The organism is Candidatus Filomicrobium marinum (assembly GCF_000981545.1).
GTDB classification, from domain to species: Bacteria; Pseudomonadota; Alphaproteobacteria; order Rhizobiales; family Hyphomicrobiaceae; genus Filomicrobium; species Filomicrobium insigne.
On record NZ_LN829119.1, the window covers coordinates 2,824,029 to 2,845,831 of the forward strand.

The window sequence follows — 21,803 nt, forward strand, 5'->3', positions numbered from 1 at the left end:
TGGCATCGCTTGCGAGCTGTCAGTCAAACACGTAATCTACTGCTCGGCGGTCGAATCAACTCGCGCCAGCACAAGCGTGCGCGTTTGCCTGGACCCTAACAAGCGAGTCAATCCCGTTCAAGGATTGCGCTGCCGGCCGCGTGCCCTGACTGTCAGCGTCATGGCGAAAGCAGACAGCAATTGCCGGCACCGGTAAGCTGAAATCTATTTGGTCAACACGAATTAAAAACGTGCCATTTTGGCAACGGGGAAAGACGGTCACGATGTTCAAGGGCTCCTATACTGCGCTGATTACGCCGTTCCGTGACGGTGCACTCGACGAAGATGCATTTGTTCGCATCGTAGAGTGGCAGATTGAAGAAGGTACACATGGTTTGGTGCCGGTCGGCACGACAGGTGAAAGCCCCACCTTATCTCACGACGAGCACAAGCGTGTCGTCGAGCTGACAGTAGCCACCGCACGAGGTCGTGTGCCTGTCATCGCTGGAGCCGGCTCGAATTCCACGAAAGAGGCCGTTGAGTTCACGAAGCATGCGAAGTCTGTAGGCGCGAGCGCCGCTCTTGTTGTCACCCCGTATTACAATAAGCCGACACAAGAAGGTCTCTATCAGCACTACAAGGCGATCAGCGACGCCGTAGACCTGCCGATCATTATTTACAACATTCCGGGCCGCTCCGTGATCGATATGTCGGTCGCGACGATGCGCCGGTGCTTTGAGTTGCCCAACGTTGTCGGCGTCAAGGATGCAACGGCGAATCTCGCACGCGTCTCTCAGCAACGTGCGGCCATGGGGCCTGAGTTCAATCAGCTCTCGGGTGAAGACGCGACGGCACTTGGCTTTATGGCGCACGGTGGACAAGGCTGCATCTCGGTTGCCTCGAACGTTGCGCCAAGACTCTGCGCGGAGTTCCAGAACGCCTGCCTGAAGGGCGATTATGCGACCGCGCTGGGATTGCAGGATCGTTTGATGCCGCTGCACGATGTGCTGTTCCTTGAAACAAACCCATCACCGGTTAAATATGCTCTCTGGCGGATTGGGATGTGCACGCCCGACACTCGGCTTCCCCTTGTTCCGCTCACAGAAGCCACAAAGCAGGCAGTGGATAACGCGCTCGTCAAAGTCGGTCTCCTACGCGCCAAGGCTGCCGAGTAAAATCGCAAGATACGCGACGCACGATAGGTGAGCGCTACGGCTTCCGAGACGTAGCGCCAAACCACATTAAGTCACGAGAGGTCCGTCATGGCGGCCAAAAAAGATGCCGGCCGCCGGGTCATCGCCGAAAACCGGAAGGCGCGCTACGAATTCGCGATCGGCGAAACATATGAAGCTGGGATCGTCTTGACGGGCACCGAGGTCAAATCCCTGCGCAAAGGCCAAGCGAATATCGCTGAAAGTTATGCAGCCATCGAGGATGGGGGCGTTTGGCTCATCAATGCCAACATCCCCGAGTACTTATCCGCGGGCAACTTCTTCCAGCACGAGCCGCGCCGGAAACGCCGCCTGCTCATGCACAAGAAGGAGATCCACAAGCTATGGATCGCGAGTTCGCGCCAGGGCATGACGATCGTTCCATTGGAACTCTATTTCAATCCGCGCGGTCTCGCCAAAGTTCGTCTCGCCGTAGCGCAAGGTAAGAAGCTGCACGATAAGCGAGAGGACGCGGCAAAGCGCGATTGGAATCGGGAAAAAGCGCGATTGCTGCGTGATAAGGGGTGAAACCATGGCCGAGCCGTGGCCATATCCCGCACCGTTGGACGATGGGGCCGCCGACCACCTGCGGGTGGGGCTGAAGCTTCCCGAAATTCCCCTGTACGCAACATCGGGCGATCGTATTGCGTTGGCAAATTTGCCAGGCCGTTCGATCGTGTTCGCTTATCCATGGACGGGGCAACCGGGTATGCCCAACCCTCCGGGATGGGATGACATTCCCGGTGCCCATGGATCAACGCCCGAGGCAGAAGGGTTCGCCAAGCTATATCCGCGCCTTCGCGAGATGGAAATTTCCGTATATGGCCTGAGTACCCAAGACACAGACTGGCAAGCCGAATTCGCAGAACGGATCGGGCTGCCCTTTCCGTTGCTGAGCGATGCAGAATTTGCCTTCGCCCGAGCGCTTAAGCTCCCCACCTTCAAAGCGGGAGATACGAGCTATCTAGCGCGGTTGACGTTGATCATCGCAGATGGATGCATTGAGCACGTGGACTATCCCGTGCATCCTCCCCACACCCATGCGCATGAGGTGTTCAAGCGCGTGGCGGCATCTGGTCAAGCTCACGCCTGATCGCATCAAATACAGCGTGGAACATTTCCGTCGTCAGCCTGCCGGTGTTGGTGTTGTAACGGGAGCAGTGAAAGCTGTCGAAGAGAAGTCGCCCTCCACCGAGTTCGTGGCGCGCGCCATGCCCAAACTTGAACGCTGATTTGCGCAACGCTAGCGCTGAAAGCGTTTGATCATGTGCGATGCGCCCAAGCGCCAAGATAACGGAGAGGTTGGGAAGCGTTTCCATACGCGCGCTAAAGAACTGACGACAGGTGGAAATCTCCACGCCGGTAGGTTTGTTCTCAGGGGGAACACACCGCACTGCATTCGTGATCATGCAATCGCGAAGCTCAAGCCCATCGTCTGGTCGAGCTTGATAGCTCCCTTCCGCAAAGCCGAAATCCAGAAGCGTCGCGTAGAGCAAATCACCGGCGTAATCACCGGTGAAGGGACGTCCCGTACGATTGGCGCCACCGCGTCCCGGCGCCAATCCCACGATCAATAAGCGAGCTGTTTCTTCGCCGAACGAGCCGACCGCCCCGTTATACCAACCGGGTTCAGCGCGTTTGTTTTCATTACGGTAGGCAACAAGGCGCGGGCACAAGGCGCAATCATGTGGCGGTTCCGGCGTAATTTGCTGGGGAACCGCCCGTTCTTCCGTCGTACCAAGCCGCACGTTTCGTGCCCCCTACCAGTATGGGGGCAATCAAAGCGCCCCTCTTAAACTTCCTCTTCCGACAGATCGTCGTCTTCATACGGAACAGGGTCATTCTCGCCGCGATAACCGCCGTGTGGCGCGGCCCGTTCACGTTGGGGTCCGCGTCCGGCGTCGCGGCCGATGAGAGCTTCGAGTTCCGCCAGATCAATGAACTGATCCGACTGCCGGCGCAACTCGTCGGCGACCATGGGAGGCTGCGTTTGCAACGTGGAGACGACACTAACACGCCGCCCCATCTGCTGAAGGGCAGCCACGAGGCAACGGAAGTCACCGTCACCAGAGAAGAGAACGATGTGATCAAGGTGCTCGGCAAGACGCATGGCGTCAACCGTCAGCTCGATATCCATGTTGCCTTTAACTTTGCGGCGTCCAGTCGCGTCCGTGAATTCCTTGGTGGGCTTCGTCACCATCGTAAAGCCGTTGTAATCGAGCCAATCTATCAACGGGCGAATGGACGAATACTCCTGATCTTCCGCCAGCGCCGTATAATAAAGCGCGCGAACAAGATGCCCCTTCTGCCGGAAGTGAGCGAGTAGCCGCTTGTAATCAATATCAAAACCGAGCGCCTTCGATGTTGCGTAGAGGTTCGCACCATCGATAAACAGAGCAACACGCTCGTTCGGGTAAAAGAACATTCGGATTTCCTTGCTGTGCGTCAGCGGCTCAAATCAGGAGGCGCGACGAAAATCATGTGTAGTTGGGGTAGTTCATCGAAGTCTGGCATGCCTATAATAATATCAAAGGCATACGTGGGGAGCCTACAAAGCTAAGGTGCCAACTTTTTGATGAACAGCGTGCATAACAGATATGTATTGAGAGGCAAAGAATATTCACCGTCAAGAACTCTAGGGTTTTGTGGCGAAACGTCGCGCCATGCAGGTAAGTTCCCCGTAACACACCAAGGAAAGTGAAAAAAAATCATATTGCTTCTCCCCACGTCGTCAATTTCGACGAAAGGAGTGGAATATGAGGTATGCAGCATTAGAAAAACGCCAGCCTTTGTTCGGGCGAGTATTTGGAAGGCGGGAAAATCGTCTGGGATATACTTGAGCATATAACGAGTAGAAGTTGGTGCAACCAGGGCTATAGCCATAGCCCGCAGCTTGCGCGATTACCAAAATGCGTTAGACTAAATTGATAACAGCGCCGCAGCGCCTCCAATCGATGTGGAATTGCATTATTCCGCACGTGTTGAAGTGCGTCGTGGCGAGTAGCTATTTCTAGCTCCGAAAGGTTTTTGACGAATGGCACGCGTCACCGTTGAGGATTGCGTCGATAAAATCCCTAACCGCTTTGAGCTTGTCTTGCTCGCGGCTCACCGCGCTCGCAACATTTCGGGCGGCAGCTCGATTACGATTGATCCCGATAACGACAAGAATCCGGTTATCGCACTTCGTGAAATTGCGGAAGAAACGATTCCTCCCGAGGACATGCGCGAAGGTCTTATCCACACGTTGCAGCGTAACGTGGAAGTCGACGAACCCGAAGCCGGCGCGGCACCGGTGCTCGCAGTTGAGCGACGCGCGCCAATGTTGGGTCGCGATGATCAATCGAGCGACAACGTCGTTGATGTTTTGACGGAAGAGCAGCTTCTGCGCGGGCTTGAGACCATGACCCCTATGGAGCCATCAGCCTCCGGCGGCAATGGGCCTCGTGATCGCGGCCGTTAAGCTGCAGGCTCGGCATGAGCGTCCCAGCTTGTCCCAAGCCTTGATAGGATCGTAACCCATTGACGAGACAGGGGCGGCGCAGCATGTGTCGCCCCTATTCCTGTCTGCGCTGCTAGATGCTATGCCGCCTAGTTGAATTCTGAGCGCCCCGCGCGAGTTGGCGTCAAGGCCGGATGCGCGACCGCACCGCTGTTGTAATGTGTAGCCCTTGACCTTCCCCGAGGACTGCGATTGGGAGCACGCCTTTCGATGATGCGCCAGTATGAGCTGGTTGAACGCGTAACGAAATATGATCCTGGCGCAGATGAGGTTCTCCTGAACCGGGCCTATGTCTATGCCATGAAGGCGCACGGTCACCAAAAGCGTGCCTCCGGCGACCCTTATTTTTCACATCCTCTCGAAGTTGCGGCGATCTTGACCGATCTCCATTTGGATAGCGCGACCATTACCACGGCGCTGCTACACGACGTGATCGAAGATACCGATGCAACGCGCGCGGAAATCGATCAGCTGTTCGGGGCAGAAATCGGGGCTTTGGTCGATGGACTGACCAAGATCAAGCGGCTCGACCTCGTCTCGAAGCAGGCGGAGCAGGCGGAGAATTTCCGCAAGCTCTTGATTGCAATCTCAAGTGATATCCGCGTCCTACTCGTTAAGCTTGCGGATCGTCTCCACAACATGCGCACGCTGGAATACATGAAGCCGGCAAGCCGACAGCGCATCTCGGAGGAGACACTCGAGGTTTACGCGCCGCTGGCCGGACGGATGGGTATGCAGGCCATGCGTGAGGAACTTGAGGACCTCTCGTTTCGCTGGCTCTATCCGGAAGCGTATGAAACGGTCGTTCACAAACTGGTTGATATTCACGAGAAAAATGAAGGGCTTGTCGAAGAAATCCGTATAGCGCTTGAAGCTAAGCTTTCAGACGTTGGAATGCAGGCTGCCGTACACGGTCGGGAAAAGAAGCCCTATTCGATTTGGCGCAAGATGCAGAACAAGCAGATCGGATTGGAGCAACTCTCCGATATCTACGGTTTTCGCATCATCGTCGAAAACATTGCCGACTGTTATCGCGTGCTCGGGGTCGCTCACACGACATGGCGAACCGTTCCCGGCCGGTTCAAGGACTACATCTCAACGCCCAAACAGAACGGCTACCAATCGATCCACACGACCATTGTAGGGCCGCGTCATCAGCGCGTTGAGCTACAGATCCGGACGAAGGAAATGCACGATGTGGCCGAATACGGGGTTGCCGCGCACACCTTCTACAAAGAACCGACAAATGGGGCCTCAGGCAACGGTAGCTCAACGGTGCTCAATCCCGACAGCGGCCCGTATCACTGGCTGCGTAGATTGGTCGACACTCTGCTGGAGGGGTCAAATCCCGTTGAGTTCTTAGAGCATACCAAGCTGGAATTGTTCCAGGATCAGGTCTTCTGCTTCTCGCCAAAAGGGCGCCTCATTGCGCTGCCCCACGGAGCGACACCCCTCGATTTTGCCTATGCTGTCCATACGGATATCGGCAATGCCGCGGTTGGGGCGTACATTAACGGTCGGCATATGCCTATCGACACCCAGCTCCGCAATGGCGACGAAGTCGAGATTTTAACGTCGAAGACGCACACCCCTCCGGCTGCCTGGGAGCATTTTGCCGTTACGGGTAGAGCCAGAAGTGCAATTCGCCGCGCAGCCCGCGATACGATGCGGCGGCAGTACACGGAACTTGGGCGCCGGCTCGTAACCTCTGCCCTTCAGGCTCAAAGCGAAAGCTACTCTGACGATCGGCTCAAAGGTGCGCTTCCACGCATCGCCGGCGGGAAAACGGTGGAAGACGTGCTCGCTGGCGTGGCACGCAATGAAATTGCGGTCGACGAGGTTGTGCGAGCCATTCTCCCAGATGCCAACTTGCCGGCGCTGGCGAAATCGCCGCGCGCGAAAGCCCGCCGGCACCAGCCCTCGAACCAAGAAGGATGGTTCAATCTTTCCAAGGTGATGGGCCTGAAATTTCGTGTCGGGCAAGAGATCGAAGAAGGAATGTCGCTGCCTGGCAGCATTCCCTTGCGGGGGCTCAAGAGCGATATTCCTGTGACATTTGAGGATGGAGGCGCTGTCCCCGGTGATCGCATCGTCGGTGTGTTGACGCCAGGGGAGGGAATCCGCATCTTCCAGATCCACTCGCCGCGCTTGAAGGCGTACGAGCATGAACGTTGGATCGACGTCACATGGGATATCAATCGTGACCAGCCAGAGCGCTTTCCAGCCCGCATCGCAGTCACCGCCCTTAATGAGCCTGGAACTTTAGCCCAGATCGCCCATGTAATTGGCGAAGCTAGCGGCAACATCGACCAAGTCAGAATGGTCGGTCGAGGCCCTGACTTCACCAAAATGCTCATAGAGGTGGAAGTGTGGGATCTGGAACATTTGAATATGATTTTGTCAGGTTTGAAGTCGCAAAGCGTTGTCAGCCATGCAGACCGCGTGTTTGATTGAGCTGAGGGAAGTAGGCATGTGCGGCATCGTCAAGACCACAGGTCGGGGGGCCTGATAGATGATCTTCAAGCGGCGTACGCCGCCAACCTTCCTTGAGCGGGTGCGGGTTCTTGTGTGGCCGCGGCATACCTGGGAAAGATCACTAAAGTACATCGCCTTGCGGCTGATGCGCGTGCGCGCGACACCTCACCAGTTGGCGCTGGGCTTTGCCGTGGGTGTTTTCGCTGCGATTACGCCGTTGGTAGGCATTCAGATGCTGATCGCGGGGGTGATCACCCTGGCTCTGCGGGCGAGCTTCACGGCAGCAATGCTTGGCACGTTTTTCGGAAATCCGCTGACGTGGGCTATCGTTTGGCCTGCAACTTATGCAACAGGCAGTTTTTTGCTTGGAATACCGGCAGCAACCAAGACAGCCGACCTTGCGCAGCAGCTTAGCCTCTTCTGGGATACCGTCTGGCAGTTGTCTCCCGAGATGATCCTCGCCGCATTAGGATTGGCGTGGCCCTATATGAAGCCGATGCTAATTGGCACATTGCCCGTCGGCGCTGTTATCGCCACTGTTTGCTATATCTTCTGTAAGCGTGCGGCGCACGCGCATCAACAACGTCGCCGCAGATTGTCGCCGCAAGGCAGCGGGTATCCGCTCGGCGATCTGCTGGCGACGTATGATCCGGAATACTCATGAGTAACCGCTTGGCCAAGCCTTTGCGCCTAGGCGTGAATATTGATCATGTCGCGACCATTCGTAATGCACGGGGTGGTCGTCACCCGGACCCATTGCGCGCCGCGCACATCGCCGTCGAAGCGGGTGCCGATGGTATTACGGCACATCTTCGTGAAGACCGGCGGCATATTTCCGATTCGGATATCGCGCGCCTGAAGGCCGAGCTGACGCGCCCACTCAATCTCGAAATGGCTGCGACCGATGAGATGCTGGCGATCGCGCTACGCCATATTCCCAACGCCTGCTGCATCGTACCCGAGCGGCGGGAAGAGCGCACAACCGAGGGCGGGCTTGACGTAATTGCCGGAGGAGACCGGTTGCGGCGTATTGTGGAAGAGCTGAAGGCTGCGGGAATTCGTGTGTCGCTTTTTGTTGAGCCGGATGAACGCGCCATTGCCGCGTCCGCGAAAATCGGCGCTGACATCGTCGAGCTCCACACAGGCGCGTATTGCGAAAAGGCGTTGGAAGACAACGCTAAGGCACTCGCCGGAGAACTAAACCGGATCACCCAGGCAACAGCCATGGCCGCTGACTCCGGACTTGAGGTTCATGCAGGGCACGGGCTGACCTACAACACGGTTAAAGCGATTGCGGCGCTGCCCGAGGTTGTCGAGCTGAATATTGGTCACTTTTTGGTGGGCGAGGCAATCTTTGGCGGGCTGAATGCGGCTGTCAGGCATATGCGCGAATTGATGAATGAGGCGCGCCGCGAAAGCGAAGCCCGCGCGCGGCGTATGGCAGATCAGCTATCGTGAGCCATATCTTAGCCAAAGAGTCTAAATCCATAGTTCAGAAAGACATTTCGCCGCGTGACAACCTACGTGCTCGCGCAAACAGAACCCTCAGCGATAGTGCCCAATTAAATATGAGCTACGTGAGCCTTTGCCTAAACCGGTAATGCTCCAGCACCTCGATTCCGCATTGGCGCTACTAGAAAAGTCCGCACTTGGACAAGCTGCTCGTTTGCAGCGGTCACCATAAGTGGCTATAGCGGGCCAATAGTTCAAACCCATCCGGCTTACGCAAGCTGCCGGTTGATAAAGACCTTGAATGAGTCGCCCGAAAAGTCGGCGGTGGAGATCAACCGATGAGCCTGGATACGAACGCAAGCAGGAGTCGCGCTAACGGATGGTGGGAAACCATCAAGATCGTGATTCAGGCCCTCGCCATCGCCATGATCGTGCGAGTGTTTTTCTATCAGCCCTTCAACATCCCTTCAGGATCTATGAAGGACACGTTGCTGGTTGGTGACTACTTGTTCGTATCTAAGCTGTCTTATGGCTACAGCCGCTATTCGTTTCCGTTGAGCCTTGACCTCTTCGATGGTCGCATTTTTGGCGCTGAGCCACATCGCGGCGACGTCGTTGTTTTCAAACTCCCGCGCGATAACTCGACCGATTACATCAAGCGCGTCATAGGCTTGCCGGGCGATGAGATTGTCGTGCGCGGCGGTATACTCTTCATCAACGGCGATGAAGTGAAGCGAACACCTGCCGGAACGTTCAAGACATACGAGGACGGAGGTGTCACGGAGACAATTCCCCGGTATCGGGAAACGCTCCCCAATGGTGTCTCCTATGATGTTCTGGACGCCGAGCCCAATGGCCCGTTCGATAATGTGGGCCCCTATAAGGTGCCCGCGGGCCACTATTTTATGATGGGCGACAACCGCGACAACTCCACTGACAGCCGCGCGCTTTGGGGTGTTGGGTATGTTCCCTACGAAAACCTGATAGGACGTGCCGAGATCATTTTCTTCTCCGCAGCTGTGGATGAGCCGGGGGCGTTTAATCTGCTCACCCCGTGGACTTGGCCGTTTGACATTCGTTGGACGCGTTTTTTCAAACTTGTCCGTTGATAGGGCTCGAATGCTGGCCTACTTAACTGGCCGCATGATCAAAAAGAACAAAGACCTGAAGGCGCTTGAAACGGCGCTGGGCTATAAATTTAAGTCGCATGATTTGCTGCGCTGCGCGTTGACGCACTCAAGTGCGCGCAGCGTGGACGCCGATACCGACGATAACGAACGCCTCGAATTTATTGGAGATCGAGTGCTCGGGCTGGTGATGGCCGAATTGCTCGGCGAAACGATGCCGACCGCCCGCGAGGGCGATCTTGCACGCCGATTCAATCAACTCGTACGCCGTGAAACCTGCGCCACCGTAGCGCGACAGATAAATCTCGGACGCTACCTTATTCTTTCTCCGAGCGAATCCGACAATGGCGGGCGTGACAAGGACACGATTTTGGCCGATGCCATGGAAGCCCTGCTTGCTGCAATTTTTCTCGACGGTGGCTTTCCTAAGGCCCGCGCGACCGTGCGCAGCCTATGGGAGCCACAGTGCCGTCAACCATCATGTAGCGACCAGGACGCGAAGTCTGCACTTCAGGAGTGGGCACAAGGCCGCGGAATGCCGTTGCCGCGCTATGTGGAGATTTCTCGGACCGGCCCCGATCACGCACCCGTTTTCATAGCGGAAGTACAAATCGACGGCACTGAGCCGGGCCGTGGCGAAGGCCCATCCAAGCGCGCAGCCGAACAGGCTGCGGCGAGTTCTGTTTTGCAGCGCGAAGGCGTGCGGCGGGTAACCAATGACAATGCCTAATTCAGAAGCTGCCACGCCGGGAGGCACCAAGTGTGGCTTTGTTGCCATTATCGGCGCGACGAATGCTGGAAAGTCGACCCTCGTAAACGCCCTCGTGGGAGCCAAAGTCACGATCGTCAGCCACAAGGTTCAGACGACCCGGGCTCCCATTCGTGGCATTGCGATATCGGGCCCGAGCCAACTTATCTTCATCGATACTCCGGGAATTTTCCGGCCGCGACGACGGCTCGATCGGGCCATGGTTGATGCCGCATGGAGTGGGGCGGGCGAGGCAGATATCGTTGCTTTGATCGTTGATGCCGCACGGGGATTGGAGGAAAGCGTCGACGCGATTGTCGGTAGGCTGGCGGATATCTCGCTACCGCGCATCCTAATCCTCAACAAGGTCGACAGGGTCGCCAACAAGGCGACATTGCTTGATCTTGCGGCCAAGTTGTCCGCGCGCGTTCCGTTCGAGCGGGTTTTCATGATCTCGGCCCTAAATACCGATGGTGTCGAGGATTTGAAGACCTGGTTGGCCGCAGCGGCGCCTGAAGGGCCTTGGCACTATCCCGAAGAAGATATTTCGGACGCGCCCATGCGTTTGTTGGCGGCCGAAATCACACGCGAGCGCATATATCACTGGCTCCACGAGGAATTACCGTACGCGATTACGGTGGAGACGACGAGTTGGAAGGAACTGCGCGATAAATCTGTTCGTATCGAACAGACGATCTTTGTCGGGCGCGCCAGTCAGAAGAGCATCGTGCTGGGCAAAGGCGGACAGACGATCAAGCAGATTTCATCGCAGGCACGTCAGGAAATCCAAGGGATACTTGAGACGAAAGTTCATCTGTTCCTGTTCGTCAAGGTCCGCGAAGGATGGGAGGGCGATCCTGAACGCTATCGTGAAATGGGGCTCAATTTCCCAAAAGATTGATCGACCTTTGGGCTTTGCGGCAATGTCGCTTGCGCTTGTGGGGTTCTAGCGGTTACAGGAGTGCCGACGATCCGGTCAGCATGTCACTCTTTCCATAGCGTCGTTCACGCGTTACCAGGAAACATCACTTTGTGAGCCTGGCTGTCGACGACGCCGGAAGCGGTTCTGCGCGGGAGAACCAATGTCCAAGAAGCTCATCATCGACGACACTGAAATCGAGGTTGAAGACGGTATCACGCTGCTTCAGGCCTGCGAGCAGGCGGGCGCCGAGATTCCGCGGTTTTGCTACCACGAACGATTGTCCATTGCCGGCAACTGCCGCATGTGCCTCGTCGAGGTCAAAGGCGCGCCAAAGCCCATAGCCTCATGCGCGCAGACCGTGAACGAACTGCGCCCCAATCCAGACGGTTCGCCGAACGTCATTCTCACCAAGAGCGCGCTTGTTAAGAAAGCGCGCGAGGGTGTGATGGAATTTCTGCTGATCAACCACCCGCTTGATTGCCCAATCTGCGATCAGGGCGGCGAGTGCGACTTGCAGGACCAGGCGATGGCCTATGGGGTCGGCGGTTCGCGCTACGTTGAGAACAAGCGCGCTGTTGAAGAAAAGTACCTCGGCCCGCTGATCCGCACGTTCATGACCCGCTGCATTCATTGCACGCGCTGTGTGCGCTTCATGACTGAGGTTGCCGGCGTCGACGAATTGGGTCTCATCGGACGCGGTGAAGACGCGGAGATAACGACCTACCTTGAGCACGGAATGCTCTCTGAGCTCTCCGCCAATGTCAACGATCTGTGCCCTGTGGGTGCACTCACCCATCGCCCGTGGTCCAACACGGCGCGGCCATGGGAGCTGCGGAAAACCGAAACGATCGACGTCATGGACGCCGTCGGTTCCAACATCAGGGTCGATTCGCGCGGGCCGGAAGTCATGCGCATTCTTCCACGGAACAACGATTCAGTGAATGAGGAGTGGATCTCGGATAAGACGCGTCACGTCTGGGACGGCCTCAAGACACAGCGGCTTGACCAGCCCTACGTCCGCCGTGGCGGCAAACTGCGTCCTGCGACGTGGGAAGAGGCGCTGGGGGTAGTGACGCAGAAATTAGCTCAGACGGAAGCCTCCCGGATCGGCGTTATCGCAGGCGATCTGTGTGGCGCCGAGGAGATGTTCGCACTCAAATCCTTGATGGATCGCATGGGTGTGGCCAACGTTGATTGCCGCGCAGCCCACGAAGCATTTGATCCCTCGCTTCCGCGCTCAAGCTATCTGTTCAACACGACAATCGAGGGCATCGACGACGCCGACGCGATCCTCCTCGTGGGAACGAACCCGCGTCTGGAAGCCCCGATTCTCAACGCGCGTATTCGCAAGCGCTATCTAAAGGGCGGTTGTGAGATTGCTCTCGTTGGGGCTCAGGTGCCCCTGACATATCGCTACGAACATCTGGGAACAGGGCCTGCCGCGCTTTCTGAGCTGGCCGATGGAAAACATGCCTTCGCAGAAATTCTGAGCAAGGCGAAGGCGCCAATGGTGATCGTTGGAGCCGGAGCCTATCGGCGGTTTGACGGCGAAGCGGTCATGGCTCTTGCTGCACGCATCGCACGAGCCGCAGGAAAAGACAAAGCTGCCGACTGGCGCGTGTTCAACGTGCTTCATACTGCCGCCGCACGCGTTGCAGGCCTGGACCTTGGGTTCGTGCCTGGCAAAGGCGGCCTTGATACGGCCGGCATGCTCGAATTTGCCAAGCATGACGGGCTTGAAGTGCTCTATCTGCTGGGTGCTGACGAATTCGATATGCCGCCGCCTGACGATGTGTTCGTCATCTACCAAGGCAGCCATGGTGACGCGGGCGCACACCGCGCGGACGTGATCCTTCCCGGCTCCGCTTACACAGAAAAAAGCGCCACTTACGCGAACACCGAAGGACGCGTGCAGTTGGGGCTCAAAGCGGTCTTTGCCCCGGGGGAAGCCAAGGAGGACTGGGCGATCTTACGGGCGCTGTCGGCGCAGCTCGGTCATACTCTGCCCTTCGATAATCTGACCGAGTTGCGCGCTGCCATGTACAAGCAGGCCCCTCAACTTCAGCGTATTGACGACGTCACCCCGGCTACGGAAGATCCCTGTTCGGCACTCATCGCACGAGAGGGCAAAGTGAGTGATACGCCGTTTGCTGAGGTGATTTCCGACTTCTACCTCACCAATCCCATCGCGCGCGCATCCCGTGTCATGGCCCAGTTAAGCGCGTTGAAAGCCGCCGCGGCAACCGACGCCCGCGTGACGCCGTTCGGTACGGACGAAGCGTCCGTCCAATACCAGATGAGCCCAGAGGCATGACGCAGGAAACCATAGACACGCTTTGGACCTACGGAATCTGGCTGCTGACGGTCATCGGCTTCAGCCTCCTGATGATCGTCGGCCTGCTGCTAATCATCGCTTATTTGCTGCTGATGGATCGTAAGGTCTGGGCTGCGGTGCAAATGCGCAAGGGACCCAACGTCGTCGGGCCCTTCGGACTATTCCAATCGTTCGCCGACCTTCTGAAGTTCGTTTTCAAGGAGCCTGTGATTCCGGCGGGAGCCGATAAAGGCGTGTTTCTCGCCGCGCCGGTCGCCACGGCAACTCTTGCACTCACTGCTTGGGCCGTAATCCCAGTGAGTGAAAACGATTGGGGGCGCTGGGTAATCGCCGATCTCAATGTCGGGGTTCTATACCTGTTGGCAATCTCATCCCTCGGTGTCTACGGCATTATCATGGGCGGTTGGGCATCGAACTCGAAATACCCGTTTATGGGATCCCTGCGCTCAGCCGCGCAGATGGTTTCCTATGAAGTCTCCATCGGCCTCGTCATTGTCACCGTGCTGCTTTGCGCCGGTTCACTGAACCTTACGGAAATCGTGAATGCACAGCAGGAGGGGCTCGGTACCGGCATAGGTTTGCCGAATTCGTTCCTCGACTGGTACTGGCTGCCCTTGCTGCCGATGTTCGTAGTGTTTTTCATCTCGGCCCTGGCCGAGACGAACAGGCCGCCCTTTGATCTACCAGAAGCTGAATCTGAACTCGTGGCAGGCTTCATGGTCGAATACTCTTCGACCCCCTATCTATTGTTTATGCTCGGCGAGTACGTGGCCATCACCACCATGTGCGCCTTGACTACGATCCTGTTTCTGGGCGGTTGGCTGCCGCCGATCGATGTTGCGCCCTTCAACTGGATCCCTGGGTTCTTTTGGTTCCTCCTGAAGGTCGTGGCGGTGTTCTTCATGTTCGCCATGGTCAAGGCGATGGTTCCACGATACCGCTACGACCAGCTCATGCGCCTGGGGTGGAAGGTATTCCTGCCGTTGTCGCTCCTGATGGTCGTCGTGGTTGCCGGCGTCCTCCAATACGGCGGGTTCGTGTGAATGCGCACAGCCGGACAACCGGTTGGAGTAATGACGGGATTACGGCTCTCTAAGGGCTGGCCTTATTGATGACGCTCAGGTATGTCCTGGGCCCGATTGTTACGGCATATTCGCGGCGGACCCCCGCCCGTTATGCGGTTCGACGATACCTGGAGGCGAATTAAAATATGGCGATCGCCCAAGCAGTCAGGTCGATGTTCCTCACCGAGTTCGTCTCGGCGTTCTTTCTCGCCATGCGCTACTTCTTCATGCCGAAGAAGACGGTGAACTACCCGTTCGAAAAGGGGCCACTCAGCCCAAGATTTCGCGGGGAGCATGCGCTGCGGCGTTATCCGAATGGCCAGGAGCGGTGCATTGCCTGCAAATTGTGCGAAGCAATTTGCCCGGCCTTGGCGATTACCATTGAGGCTGGGCCCCGGCGCAATGACGGCACACGCCGCACGACGCGCTACGACATCGATATGACGAAGTGCATCTATTGTGGTCTTTGCCAGGAGGCTTGCCCGGTCGAGGCTATCGTGGAAGGGCCAAATTTTGAATTTGCCACCGAAACCCGAGAGGAGCTGTTCTATGACAAGGAACGCCTCCTTGATAACGGCGATCGTTGGGAGAGGGAGATAGCAAAGAACATTGGGCTCGACGCTAAATTCCGGTGAGGGCTGGAGCGAGCTTCTCAAGGTCCTGAGTGACGAGGAACTCGACCAGTACGCCGCTATGGCCATGGATCAGGTGCGACAGGAGCGCCGTTGGGCCTGGGCCCAGTTATTCCTGCTCGCGACCTCCGTCGCACTGACGGTCTGGCTTGTGTGGCGTGCCGCGCGGCAGGGGCCGGACATGTCGACGCTCTACGCGTCGGTGGCAGCGGTCGGATTGCTCTATTGGCCTTGGCGCAGCGCCAAAATTCGACGGCTGTGGCAAGGCCACTGTGCGGCAGTGAAACAGGAGATGGCGCGTCGCCGCCAGGGCGATGCGAACTGAACAAGCGAACGGACCGTCGGGTCGGAGGTCCATCAGGGACGACGAAAAGCACGCGGGATCGAAATGACGTTGATTGCCTTCTTCTTCTATGTGTTCGCTGTCCTATGCATCGCGTCGGCGGCAATGGTCATCATCGCGCGCAATCCGGTTCACGCGGTGTTGTTCTTGATCTTGGCATTCTTCAATGCAGCGGGACTTTTCGTGCTGCTCGGTGCCGAGTTCCTGGCGATGCTGCTTGTCATCGTCTACGTCGGCGCTGTGGCAGTGTTGTTCCTGTTCGTCGTTATGATGCTTGACGTCGATTTCGCCGAGCTGAAGGCGGGTTTCATCAAGAATGCCCCTGTGGGCGCCATCGTCGGCGGCATTGTCCTGGTGGAGCTGGCGTTATTGTTCATTGTCCACGGGTTCGATCTTGGCACCGCAGGAAAGCTGCAGGCTGCAACGCCGCCATTAGAATCAGGGATCGCGAATACCGAGGCATTGGGCCGGCTCATCTACACCAAGTACGTCTACTTCTTTCAGGCTTCTGGTCTCATTTTGCTCGTCGCGATGATCGGCGCAATCGTACTGACGCTGCGCCACAAGGAAGGCGTGAAACGCCAATCGATTGCTGCTCAGGTCGCACGTAATCCAGCTACGGCCGTTGAAGTCGTGAAGGTTCCGTCCGGCAGCGCCATCGTTCCTTCTAGCCAAGGACAGAATTCATGATTGAGCCGCACTTCATCAGGCCCCGCCATGTGCGCGGGTCGAGGGGGAATTGAGATGGATATCGGCATCGGGCATTACCTGACGGTTGCCGCGTGTTTATTCACGCTCGGCATCTTTGGAATCTTCCTCAACCGCAAGAACGTCATCGTCATTTTGATGTCGGTCGAGCTGATGCTCCTGGCGGTCAACGTCAACCTGGTCGCGTTTTCTCATTTCTTAGGTGATCTGGTCGGCCAGGTGTTCGCTCTGTTCGTCCTGACCGTGGCGGCGGCCGAAAGTGCCATCGGCCTTGCCATCATCGTCGTCTACTTCCGCAATCGCGGCTCCATCGCCGTCGAAGACATCAACATGATGAAGGGCTAGCAGCCCGCGCTGCTAGGAGCCGGCCTCCATGATTTATCTTGCCATCGTCTTTCTGCCGATTGTTGGCGCGCTGATTGCCGGGCTATTTGGGCGCTTTATCGGAGCGCGGGCCTCGGAATTCATCACGACCGGCTTGCTCATCATCGCCGCCGTTCTCTCGTGGGTTGCTTTTGTGCGCGTTGGCTTCGATGCCGAGACGGCCCGCGTCCCGGTTATGCGATGGATCACCTCCGGTGAACTCGACATCGCGTGGTCGTTACGCATCGATACCTTGACGGCCGTCATGCTGGTTGTTGTGACGACGGTGTCTGCACTCGTGCATGTTTACTCCATCGGCTATATGCACGAAGATCCTAGCCGCTCTCGCTTCTTCGCTTACCTGTCGCTCTTTACCTTCGCGATGCTCATGCTCGTGACCAGCGACAACCTGCTTCAGATGTTCTTTGGCTGGGAAGGCGTTGGCCTCGCCTCATACTTGCTGATTGGGTTTTGGTACACGAAGCCGGAAGCGAATGCCGCCGCTATCAAGGCTTTTGTCGTGAACCGTGTCGGCGACTTCGGTTTCATGCTTGGCATGTTCGGCTTGTTCTTCGTCTTCAACACGCTGAACTTCGATCCGCTGTTTGAAGCGACCGCGCAGGCCGCCGGCAAATCGTTCAACTTCCTCGGGTACGAGGTCGATATTCTGACGACGCTGTGCCTGCTGCTGTTCATGGGAGCCATGGGTAAGTCGGCGCAGTTCCTGCTGCACACCTGGCTGCCGGACGCGATGGAAGGCCCAACTCCAGTTTCCGCCCTGATCCACGCAGCAACGATGGTAACCGCCGGTGTCTTCATGGTCGCCCGGCTATCACCCATTTTCGAGTATGCACCCACTGCGCTCGAGGTCGTGACGCTGGTTGGGACAGTTACCGCATTCTTCGCAGCTACCGTCGGCCTCGTTCAAAACGATATCAAGCGGGTCATCGCTTATTCGACGTGTTCTCAGCTGGGCTACATGTTTGCAGCCTTGGGCGTCGGGGCCTATAGCGTCGGCATCTTCCACCTGTTCACCCATGCTTTCTTCAAAGCTTTGCTCTTCCTCGGAGCCGGGTCCGTGATCCACGCAATGCATCACGAGCAGGACATGCGGAACATGGGTGGCCTCGCCGGCAAAATTCCCATCACCTGGGCAATGATGCTGATCGGCACGCTGGCTTTGACCGGTGTTGGTATTCCGCATGTGGCTGGGTTCGCAGGCTTCCACTCAAAGGATGCCATCATCGAGGCAACCTTCGCCGCGCACACGCCTGGCAACTTCGTCTTCTGGGTGCTCGTGTTCACGGCCTTCCTGACCGCGTTCTACTCGTGGCGGCTCGTCTTTATGACATTCCACGGCAAAACGCGCGCCGCGCCTGACGTCTTCAAGCATGCCCACGAAAGCCCTTGGGTCATGCTCGTGCCGTTGTTCGTTTTGGCCTTTGGTGCCGTTGTCGCAGGCTTTGTGTTCGCGCCCTACTTCATCGGGGAAAGCTACGCTGAGTTCTGGGGCAAGGCGCTTTTCACCGCTCCCTCAAATCACATTCTTCACGACATGCATCACGTCGAAGAGTGGGTCTACTGGGCACCGTTCCTGGCCATGGCTTCAGGCTTTGCGCTGTCATGGATCTTCTACGTCCAGGCTCCCTGGCTGCCCGAAGCGACGGCACGCACATTCCGCCCGATCTACCTGTTCCTGCTGAATAAGTGGTACTTCGACGAACTCTATAACTGGCTGTTTGTCAGGAGCGCCAAAGGTCTGGGCCGCTTCCTTTGGAAGGCGGGCGATGGCGCCGTCATTGATGGCACCATCAATGGCACGGCCGACAGCGTGCAATGGACAACGGGACGCGTCGTCAAACTGCAAAGCGGCTACATCTATCACTATGCGTTCGCCATGCTGATCGGCGTCGCGCTGATCCTGACCTACTTCCTGCGCGGCCTCGTGATGACAGGTGGAGCTGGCCAATGAATCTGACCACTACGCCGATCCTATCGATCATCACCTTCCTGCCGCTGCTTGGCGTTTTATGCATCGCATTCTTGCCAAGCACACCGGCGGGCGATCGCAATGCCCGTTGGATCGCGCTTTACGCGACGCTGTTCACCTTCGTTATATCATTGTTGATCTGGCTCAACTTCGATCCAACGACGGCTGATTTCCAGTTCGTGGAAGAGCACGCGTGGCTCGGGCCCCTGCGCTACAAGATGGGTGTCGACGGTATTTCGATGCTGTTCGTCATCCTGACGACGTTCCTGATGCCGCTGTGCATTCTGGCGAGCTGGGAATCCGTCAACCACCGCGTCAAGGAATACATGATCGCGTTCCTGGTGCTTGAGACGTTGATGATCGGCGTCTTCTGCGCGCTGGATCTGATCCTGTTCTACCTGTTCTTCGAAGCCGGTCTCATCCCGATGTTCCTCATCATCGGCATCTGGGGCGGTAAGCGGCGCATCTACGCGAGTTTCAAGTTCTTCCTCTATACGTTGCTGGGCTCAGTGCTCATGCTGATCGCCATGCTGGCGATGTACTGGCAGGCCGGGACCACCGATATCCCGACCCTGATGCAGACAGAGTTCCCACGCGACATGCAGTGGTGGTTGTGGTTGGCGTTCTTCGCCTCGTTCGCGGTGAAGATGCCGATGTGGCCGGTCCACACCTGGTTGCCGGATGCGCACGTTGAAGCCCCGACGGCGGGTTCGGTCATCCTGGCGGCCATTCTGCTGAAGATGGGTGGCTACGGCTTCTTGCGCTTCTCGCTGCCGATGTTCCCGCTGGCAAGCCATGAGCTGGCTCCGCTCATCTTCGTCTTGTCCGTGACGGCCATCATCTACACGTCGCTCGTGGCACTCGCGCAGGAAGACATCAAGAAGCTCATCGCCTACTCCTCAGTGGCGCATATGGGCTTCGTGACCATGGGCATCTTCACGTTCACGCATCAGGGAATCGATGGCGCCATCTTCCAGATGCTCTCGCACGGCATTGTTTCGGCAGCGCTCTTCCTCTGCGTTGGCATCATCTACGACCGAATGCACACGCGCGAAATCGCAGCATACGGTGGACTTGCCGCGCGTATGCCCATCTACGCATTCTGCTTTATGGTCTTCACTATGGCCAACGTCGGTTTGCCGGGGACCTCTGGGTTCATTGGCGAATTCTTGACCATGCTCGGGGCGTTTCAAGCCAATACGTGGGTGGCGTTCCTTGCGGCGACGGGCATCATTCTGTCGGCGGGCTATGCGCTTTACCTCTACCGTCGTGTCGTGTTCGGGCCGCTCGAAAAGCAGTCGCTGATGAACATTGCGGATATGAAACCGCGTGAGATCGCCATCATTGCTCCGTTGGTCATCCTGACGATCTTCTTCGGCTTCTATCCGGCGCCACTGCTCGATGTTATGGCGGTGTCGGTGAAGAATCTCGTGATGAACTATCAAGCTGCTATCGGCCAGGCCGCAGCGGTCGCCGCGCAATAAGGGAAGGGACCAACGCATGTCCATATTGGTCGGTTACGCTCCGGTCCTGCCCGAGATCTTGCTAGCGGTTGGCGCGATGGCGCTGCTGATGCTGGGCGCCTTCGGTCCCGACAACGAAAAATCCGGCGAGCAGATCACGTGGCTGGCCCTCTTGCTGATCGTTGCCGCAGCGGCGCTTATAGTTCTGCAACCGCCCAAGACCGAGCAACTCTTCGAGGGAGCCTTTGTCGTTGACCGCTTCAGCAGGTTTATAAAACTGCTGGTGCTGTTGGGTTCGGCCGGCGCGCTCTTGCTGTCGGTGGATTACCTGAAGAAGAAACGACTGATGAAGTTCGAGTACGCGGTGCTCGTACTTCTCTCCACGGTCGGCATGATGATGATGGTTTCCGCCAACGACCTCATCGCGCTTTACCTTGGCCTCGAATTGCAGAGCATGGCGCTGTACGTTTTGGCGTCGATGCAGCGGGAAAATCTTCGGTCAAGTGAAGCGGGTTTGAAATATTTCGTCCTGGGCGCCCTGGCCTCCGGCATGCTGCTGTACGGCGCATCGTTGATCTACGGCTTCACAGGCTCGACGAGCTTCCCCGTCATCGCCGGAGTCGCCCAAGCCCACGATGCCGCTCAGAACGTCGGATTGATTGTGGGCCTCGTGTTTCTCCTTGTCGGTCTTGCCTTCAAGGTGTCTGCGGTTCCTTTCCATATGTGGACGCCCGACGTGTACGAAGGGGCGCCAACGCCTGTGACAGCGTTCTTCGCGAGCGCACCGAAGATCGCAGCAATGGCGCTTTTGATGCGCTCGCTGGGCGTAGCCTTCCCCGGTCTTGAACCGCAATGGCTCCAGATCATCTGGTTTGTCGCCATCGCGTCGATGTTGCTCGGCTCGTTCGCTGCGATCGGCCAGACAAACATCAAGCGGCTGATGGCCTATTCGTCGATTGGTCATGTCGGCTTTGCGCTCGTCGGTCTTGCCGCCGGAACGCATGAGGGAGCGCAAGCCGTTCTCATTTATCTTGTGATTTACATCGTGATGACGCTGGGAACGTTCGCATGCATTCTGTCGATGCGCCGCGGCGACGAGATGATCGAAGAAATTGATCAGCTATCGGGACTGGCCCAGACAAATCTGCCCATGGCTTTTACGCTGGGCATGCTCATGTTCTCGCTCGCTGGAATCCCGCCGCTCGCCGGTTTCTTTGCCAAGCTTTACGTGTTTAGCGCCGCCGTTCAGGCAGGGCTCTTCCCGCTCGCGGTCATTGGCGTTTTGGCGAGTGTCGTAGGTGCCTACTACTATATTCGCATTGTACTCATTATGTTCGTGAAGGACCCGGAAGAGAAATTCGCGCCGGTGTCCGGGAAGCTTGGCTTCGTAATGGCTGCGTCCTTAGTTTTCATCTTCGTATTTGCGACGCCATTTGTCGGCGGACTTATCGTTGACGCAGCTGGTGCGGCAGCTAAATCGCTGAGATTTTGA

Annotated in this window: 21 protein-coding genes; 19 read left to right on the forward strand and 2 right to left on the reverse strand. The window is 57.2% G+C overall.

From position 1 onward, the window contains the following. Positions 1–263 precede the first annotated feature (263 nt). The 3 genes from dapA to YBN1229_RS13245 all read left to right on the forward strand — a co-directional run bounded on the left by dapA (position 264) and on the right by YBN1229_RS13245 (position 2,283). A complete protein-coding gene (gene dapA / locus YBN1229_RS13235; RefSeq protein ID WP_046478853.1) occupies positions 264–1,154 on the forward strand; it encodes a 4-hydroxy-tetrahydrodipicolinate synthase in 891 nt (296 codons plus the stop codon). An 87-nt stretch (positions 1,155–1,241) separates the two neighbouring features. Next, positions 1,242–1,718 (forward strand): SsrA-binding protein SmpB, encoded by a 477-nt coding sequence (gene smpB, locus YBN1229_RS13240; protein ID WP_046478852.1) that lies wholly within the window; start codon positions 1,242–1,244, stop codon positions 1,716–1,718. A gap of 4 nt (positions 1,719–1,722) precedes the next feature. After that, entirely contained in the window at positions 1,723–2,283 is a 561-nt protein-coding gene (locus YBN1229_RS13245) for a peroxiredoxin (protein WP_046478851.1), read from the forward strand. Here YBN1229_RS13245 and YBN1229_RS13250 read toward each other — a convergent pair. Both YBN1229_RS13250 and YBN1229_RS13255 read right to left on the reverse strand, forming a co-directional pair. Beyond that, positions 2,246–2,938 (reverse strand): uracil-DNA glycosylase, encoded by a 693-nt coding sequence (locus tag YBN1229_RS13250; RefSeq protein WP_052743934.1) that lies wholly within the window; start codon positions 2,936–2,938, stop codon positions 2,246–2,248. The two genes, YBN1229_RS13245 and YBN1229_RS13250, sit on opposite strands and share 38 nt — an antisense overlap. 44 nt (positions 2,939–2,982) lie before the next feature. Next, complete coding sequence (locus YBN1229_RS13255; RefSeq protein WP_046478850.1) at positions 2,983–3,615, reverse strand: NYN domain-containing protein; 633 nt, start codon at positions 3,613–3,615, stop codon at positions 2,983–2,985. A 609-nt stretch (positions 3,616–4,224) separates the two neighbouring features. Here YBN1229_RS13255 and rpoZ point away from each other — a divergent pair. From rpoZ to nuoN, 16 genes are all read left to right on the forward strand, one after another. Further along, the gene (gene rpoZ / locus YBN1229_RS13260; protein WP_046478849.1) at positions 4,225–4,650 is read left to right on the forward strand and encodes a DNA-directed RNA polymerase subunit omega; all 426 of its coding nucleotides are present in this window, start codon (positions 4,225–4,227) and stop codon (positions 4,648–4,650) included. A gap of 249 nt (positions 4,651–4,899) precedes the next feature. Then, entirely contained in the window at positions 4,900–7,143 is a 2,244-nt protein-coding gene (locus tag YBN1229_RS13265) for a RelA/SpoT family protein (protein ID WP_046478848.1), read from the forward strand. A gap of 58 nt (positions 7,144–7,201) precedes the next feature. Further along, a complete protein-coding gene (locus YBN1229_RS13270; protein ID WP_046478846.1) occupies positions 7,202–7,828 on the forward strand; it encodes a DUF2062 domain-containing protein in 627 nt (208 codons plus the stop codon). Beyond that, the gene (locus tag YBN1229_RS13275) at positions 7,825–8,622 is read left to right on the forward strand and encodes a pyridoxine 5'-phosphate synthase (protein ID WP_046478843.1); all 798 of its coding nucleotides are present in this window, start codon (positions 7,825–7,827) and stop codon (positions 8,620–8,622) included. The genes YBN1229_RS13270 and YBN1229_RS13275 overlap by 4 nt, the downstream gene beginning before the upstream one ends. Positions 8,623–8,954: 332 nt before the next feature. After that, entirely contained in the window at positions 8,955–9,725 is a 771-nt protein-coding gene (lepB, locus tag YBN1229_RS13280) for a signal peptidase I (protein WP_046478841.1), read from the forward strand. 10 nt (positions 9,726–9,735) lie between these two features. Continuing rightward, positions 9,736–10,473, forward strand: a complete 738-nt coding sequence (gene rnc / locus YBN1229_RS13285) for a ribonuclease III (RefSeq protein WP_244466771.1) — start codon at positions 9,736–9,738, stop codon at positions 10,471–10,473. Continuing rightward, complete coding sequence (gene era, locus YBN1229_RS13290; RefSeq protein ID WP_046478838.1) at positions 10,466–11,392, forward strand: GTPase Era; 927 nt, start codon at positions 10,466–10,468, stop codon at positions 11,390–11,392. Before rnc ends, era begins: the two co-directional genes overlap by 8 nt. A gap of 181 nt (positions 11,393–11,573) precedes the next feature. After that, the gene (gene nuoG / locus YBN1229_RS13295; RefSeq protein WP_046478836.1) at positions 11,574–13,727 is read left to right on the forward strand and encodes an NADH-quinone oxidoreductase subunit NuoG; all 2,154 of its coding nucleotides are present in this window, start codon (positions 11,574–11,576) and stop codon (positions 13,725–13,727) included. Next, a complete protein-coding gene (gene nuoH, locus YBN1229_RS13300; protein WP_090229170.1) occupies positions 13,724–14,791 on the forward strand; it encodes an NADH-quinone oxidoreductase subunit NuoH in 1,068 nt (355 codons plus the stop codon). Before nuoG ends, nuoH begins: the two co-directional genes overlap by 4 nt. Positions 14,792–14,958: 167 nt before the next feature. Further along, complete coding sequence (gene nuoI / locus YBN1229_RS13305) at positions 14,959–15,447, forward strand: NADH-quinone oxidoreductase subunit NuoI (protein WP_046478833.1); 489 nt, start codon at positions 14,959–14,961, stop codon at positions 15,445–15,447. After that, a complete protein-coding gene (locus tag YBN1229_RS13310; RefSeq protein ID WP_046478831.1) occupies positions 15,422–15,769 on the forward strand; it encodes a hypothetical protein in 348 nt (115 codons plus the stop codon). Before nuoI ends, YBN1229_RS13310 begins: the two co-directional genes overlap by 26 nt. Positions 15,770–15,832: 63 nt before the next feature. After that, entirely contained in the window at positions 15,833–16,477 is a 645-nt protein-coding gene (locus YBN1229_RS13315; protein WP_046478830.1) for an NADH-quinone oxidoreductase subunit J, read from the forward strand. Positions 16,478–16,531: 54 nt separating this feature from the next. Continuing rightward, the gene (gene nuoK, locus YBN1229_RS13320; RefSeq protein WP_046478828.1) at positions 16,532–16,840 is read left to right on the forward strand and encodes an NADH-quinone oxidoreductase subunit NuoK; all 309 of its coding nucleotides are present in this window, start codon (positions 16,532–16,534) and stop codon (positions 16,838–16,840) included. A 28-nt stretch (positions 16,841–16,868) separates the two neighbouring features. Next, positions 16,869–18,830 carry an NADH-quinone oxidoreductase subunit L gene (nuoL, locus tag YBN1229_RS13325; protein WP_046478826.1) on the forward strand — a complete coding sequence of 654 codons (1,962 nt, stop codon included), beginning with the start codon at positions 16,869–16,871 and terminating at the stop codon, positions 18,828–18,830. 2 nt (positions 18,831–18,832) lie between these two features. Further along, positions 18,833–20,332, forward strand: a complete 1,500-nt coding sequence (locus tag YBN1229_RS13330; RefSeq protein ID WP_046480530.1) for an NADH-quinone oxidoreductase subunit M — start codon at positions 18,833–18,835, stop codon at positions 20,330–20,332. A 16-nt stretch (positions 20,333–20,348) separates the two neighbouring features. After that, the gene (gene nuoN, locus YBN1229_RS13335) at positions 20,349–21,803 is read left to right on the forward strand and encodes an NADH-quinone oxidoreductase subunit NuoN (protein ID WP_046478823.1); all 1,455 of its coding nucleotides are present in this window, start codon (positions 20,349–20,351) and stop codon (positions 21,801–21,803) included.

Excerpts from the sequence above, each read along its gene's own strand:
- nuoG (WP_046478836.1), top strand. The coding sequence starts at position 11,574 with ATGTCCAAGAAGCTCATCATCGACGACACTGAAATCGAGGTTGAAGAC.
- YBN1229_RS13255 (WP_046478850.1), bottom strand. The coding sequence starts at position 3,615 with ATGTTCTTTTACCCGAACGAGCGTGTTGCTCTGTTTATCGATGGTGCG.
- YBN1229_RS13245 (WP_046478851.1), top strand. The coding sequence starts at position 1,723 with ATGGCCGAGCCGTGGCCATATCCCGCACCGTTGGACGATGGGGCCGCC.
- YBN1229_RS13270 (WP_046478846.1), top strand. The coding sequence starts at position 7,202 with ATGATCTTCAAGCGGCGTACGCCGCCAACCTTCCTTGAGCGGGTGCGG.
- dapA (WP_046478853.1), top strand. The coding sequence starts at position 264 with ATGTTCAAGGGCTCCTATACTGCGCTGATTACGCCGTTCCGTGACGGT.
- nuoK (WP_046478828.1), top strand. The coding sequence starts at position 16,532 with ATGGATATCGGCATCGGGCATTACCTGACGGTTGCCGCGTGTTTATTC.
- era (WP_046478838.1), top strand. The coding sequence starts at position 10,466 with ATGCCTAATTCAGAAGCTGCCACGCCGGGAGGCACCAAGTGTGGCTTT.
- nuoI (WP_046478833.1), top strand. The coding sequence starts at position 14,959 with ATGGCGATCGCCCAAGCAGTCAGGTCGATGTTCCTCACCGAGTTCGTC.
- nuoL (WP_046478826.1), top strand. The coding sequence starts at position 16,869 with ATGATTTATCTTGCCATCGTCTTTCTGCCGATTGTTGGCGCGCTGATT.
- smpB (WP_046478852.1), top strand. The coding sequence starts at position 1,242 with ATGGCGGCCAAAAAAGATGCCGGCCGCCGGGTCATCGCCGAAAACCGG.
- YBN1229_RS13265 (WP_046478848.1), top strand. The coding sequence starts at position 4,900 with ATGATGCGCCAGTATGAGCTGGTTGAACGCGTAACGAAATATGATCCT.
- rpoZ (WP_046478849.1), top strand. The coding sequence starts at position 4,225 with ATGGCACGCGTCACCGTTGAGGATTGCGTCGATAAAATCCCTAACCGC.
- nuoH (WP_090229170.1), top strand. The coding sequence starts at position 13,724 with ATGACGCAGGAAACCATAGACACGCTTTGGACCTACGGAATCTGGCTG.
- YBN1229_RS13315 (WP_046478830.1), top strand. The coding sequence starts at position 15,833 with ATGACGTTGATTGCCTTCTTCTTCTATGTGTTCGCTGTCCTATGCATC.
- YBN1229_RS13275 (WP_046478843.1), top strand. The coding sequence starts at position 7,825 with ATGAGTAACCGCTTGGCCAAGCCTTTGCGCCTAGGCGTGAATATTGAT.
- nuoN (WP_046478823.1), top strand. The coding sequence starts at position 20,349 with ATGTCCATATTGGTCGGTTACGCTCCGGTCCTGCCCGAGATCTTGCTA.
- rnc (WP_244466771.1), top strand. The coding sequence starts at position 9,736 with ATGCTGGCCTACTTAACTGGCCGCATGATCAAAAAGAACAAAGACCTG.
- lepB (WP_046478841.1), top strand. The coding sequence starts at position 8,955 with ATGAGCCTGGATACGAACGCAAGCAGGAGTCGCGCTAACGGATGGTGG.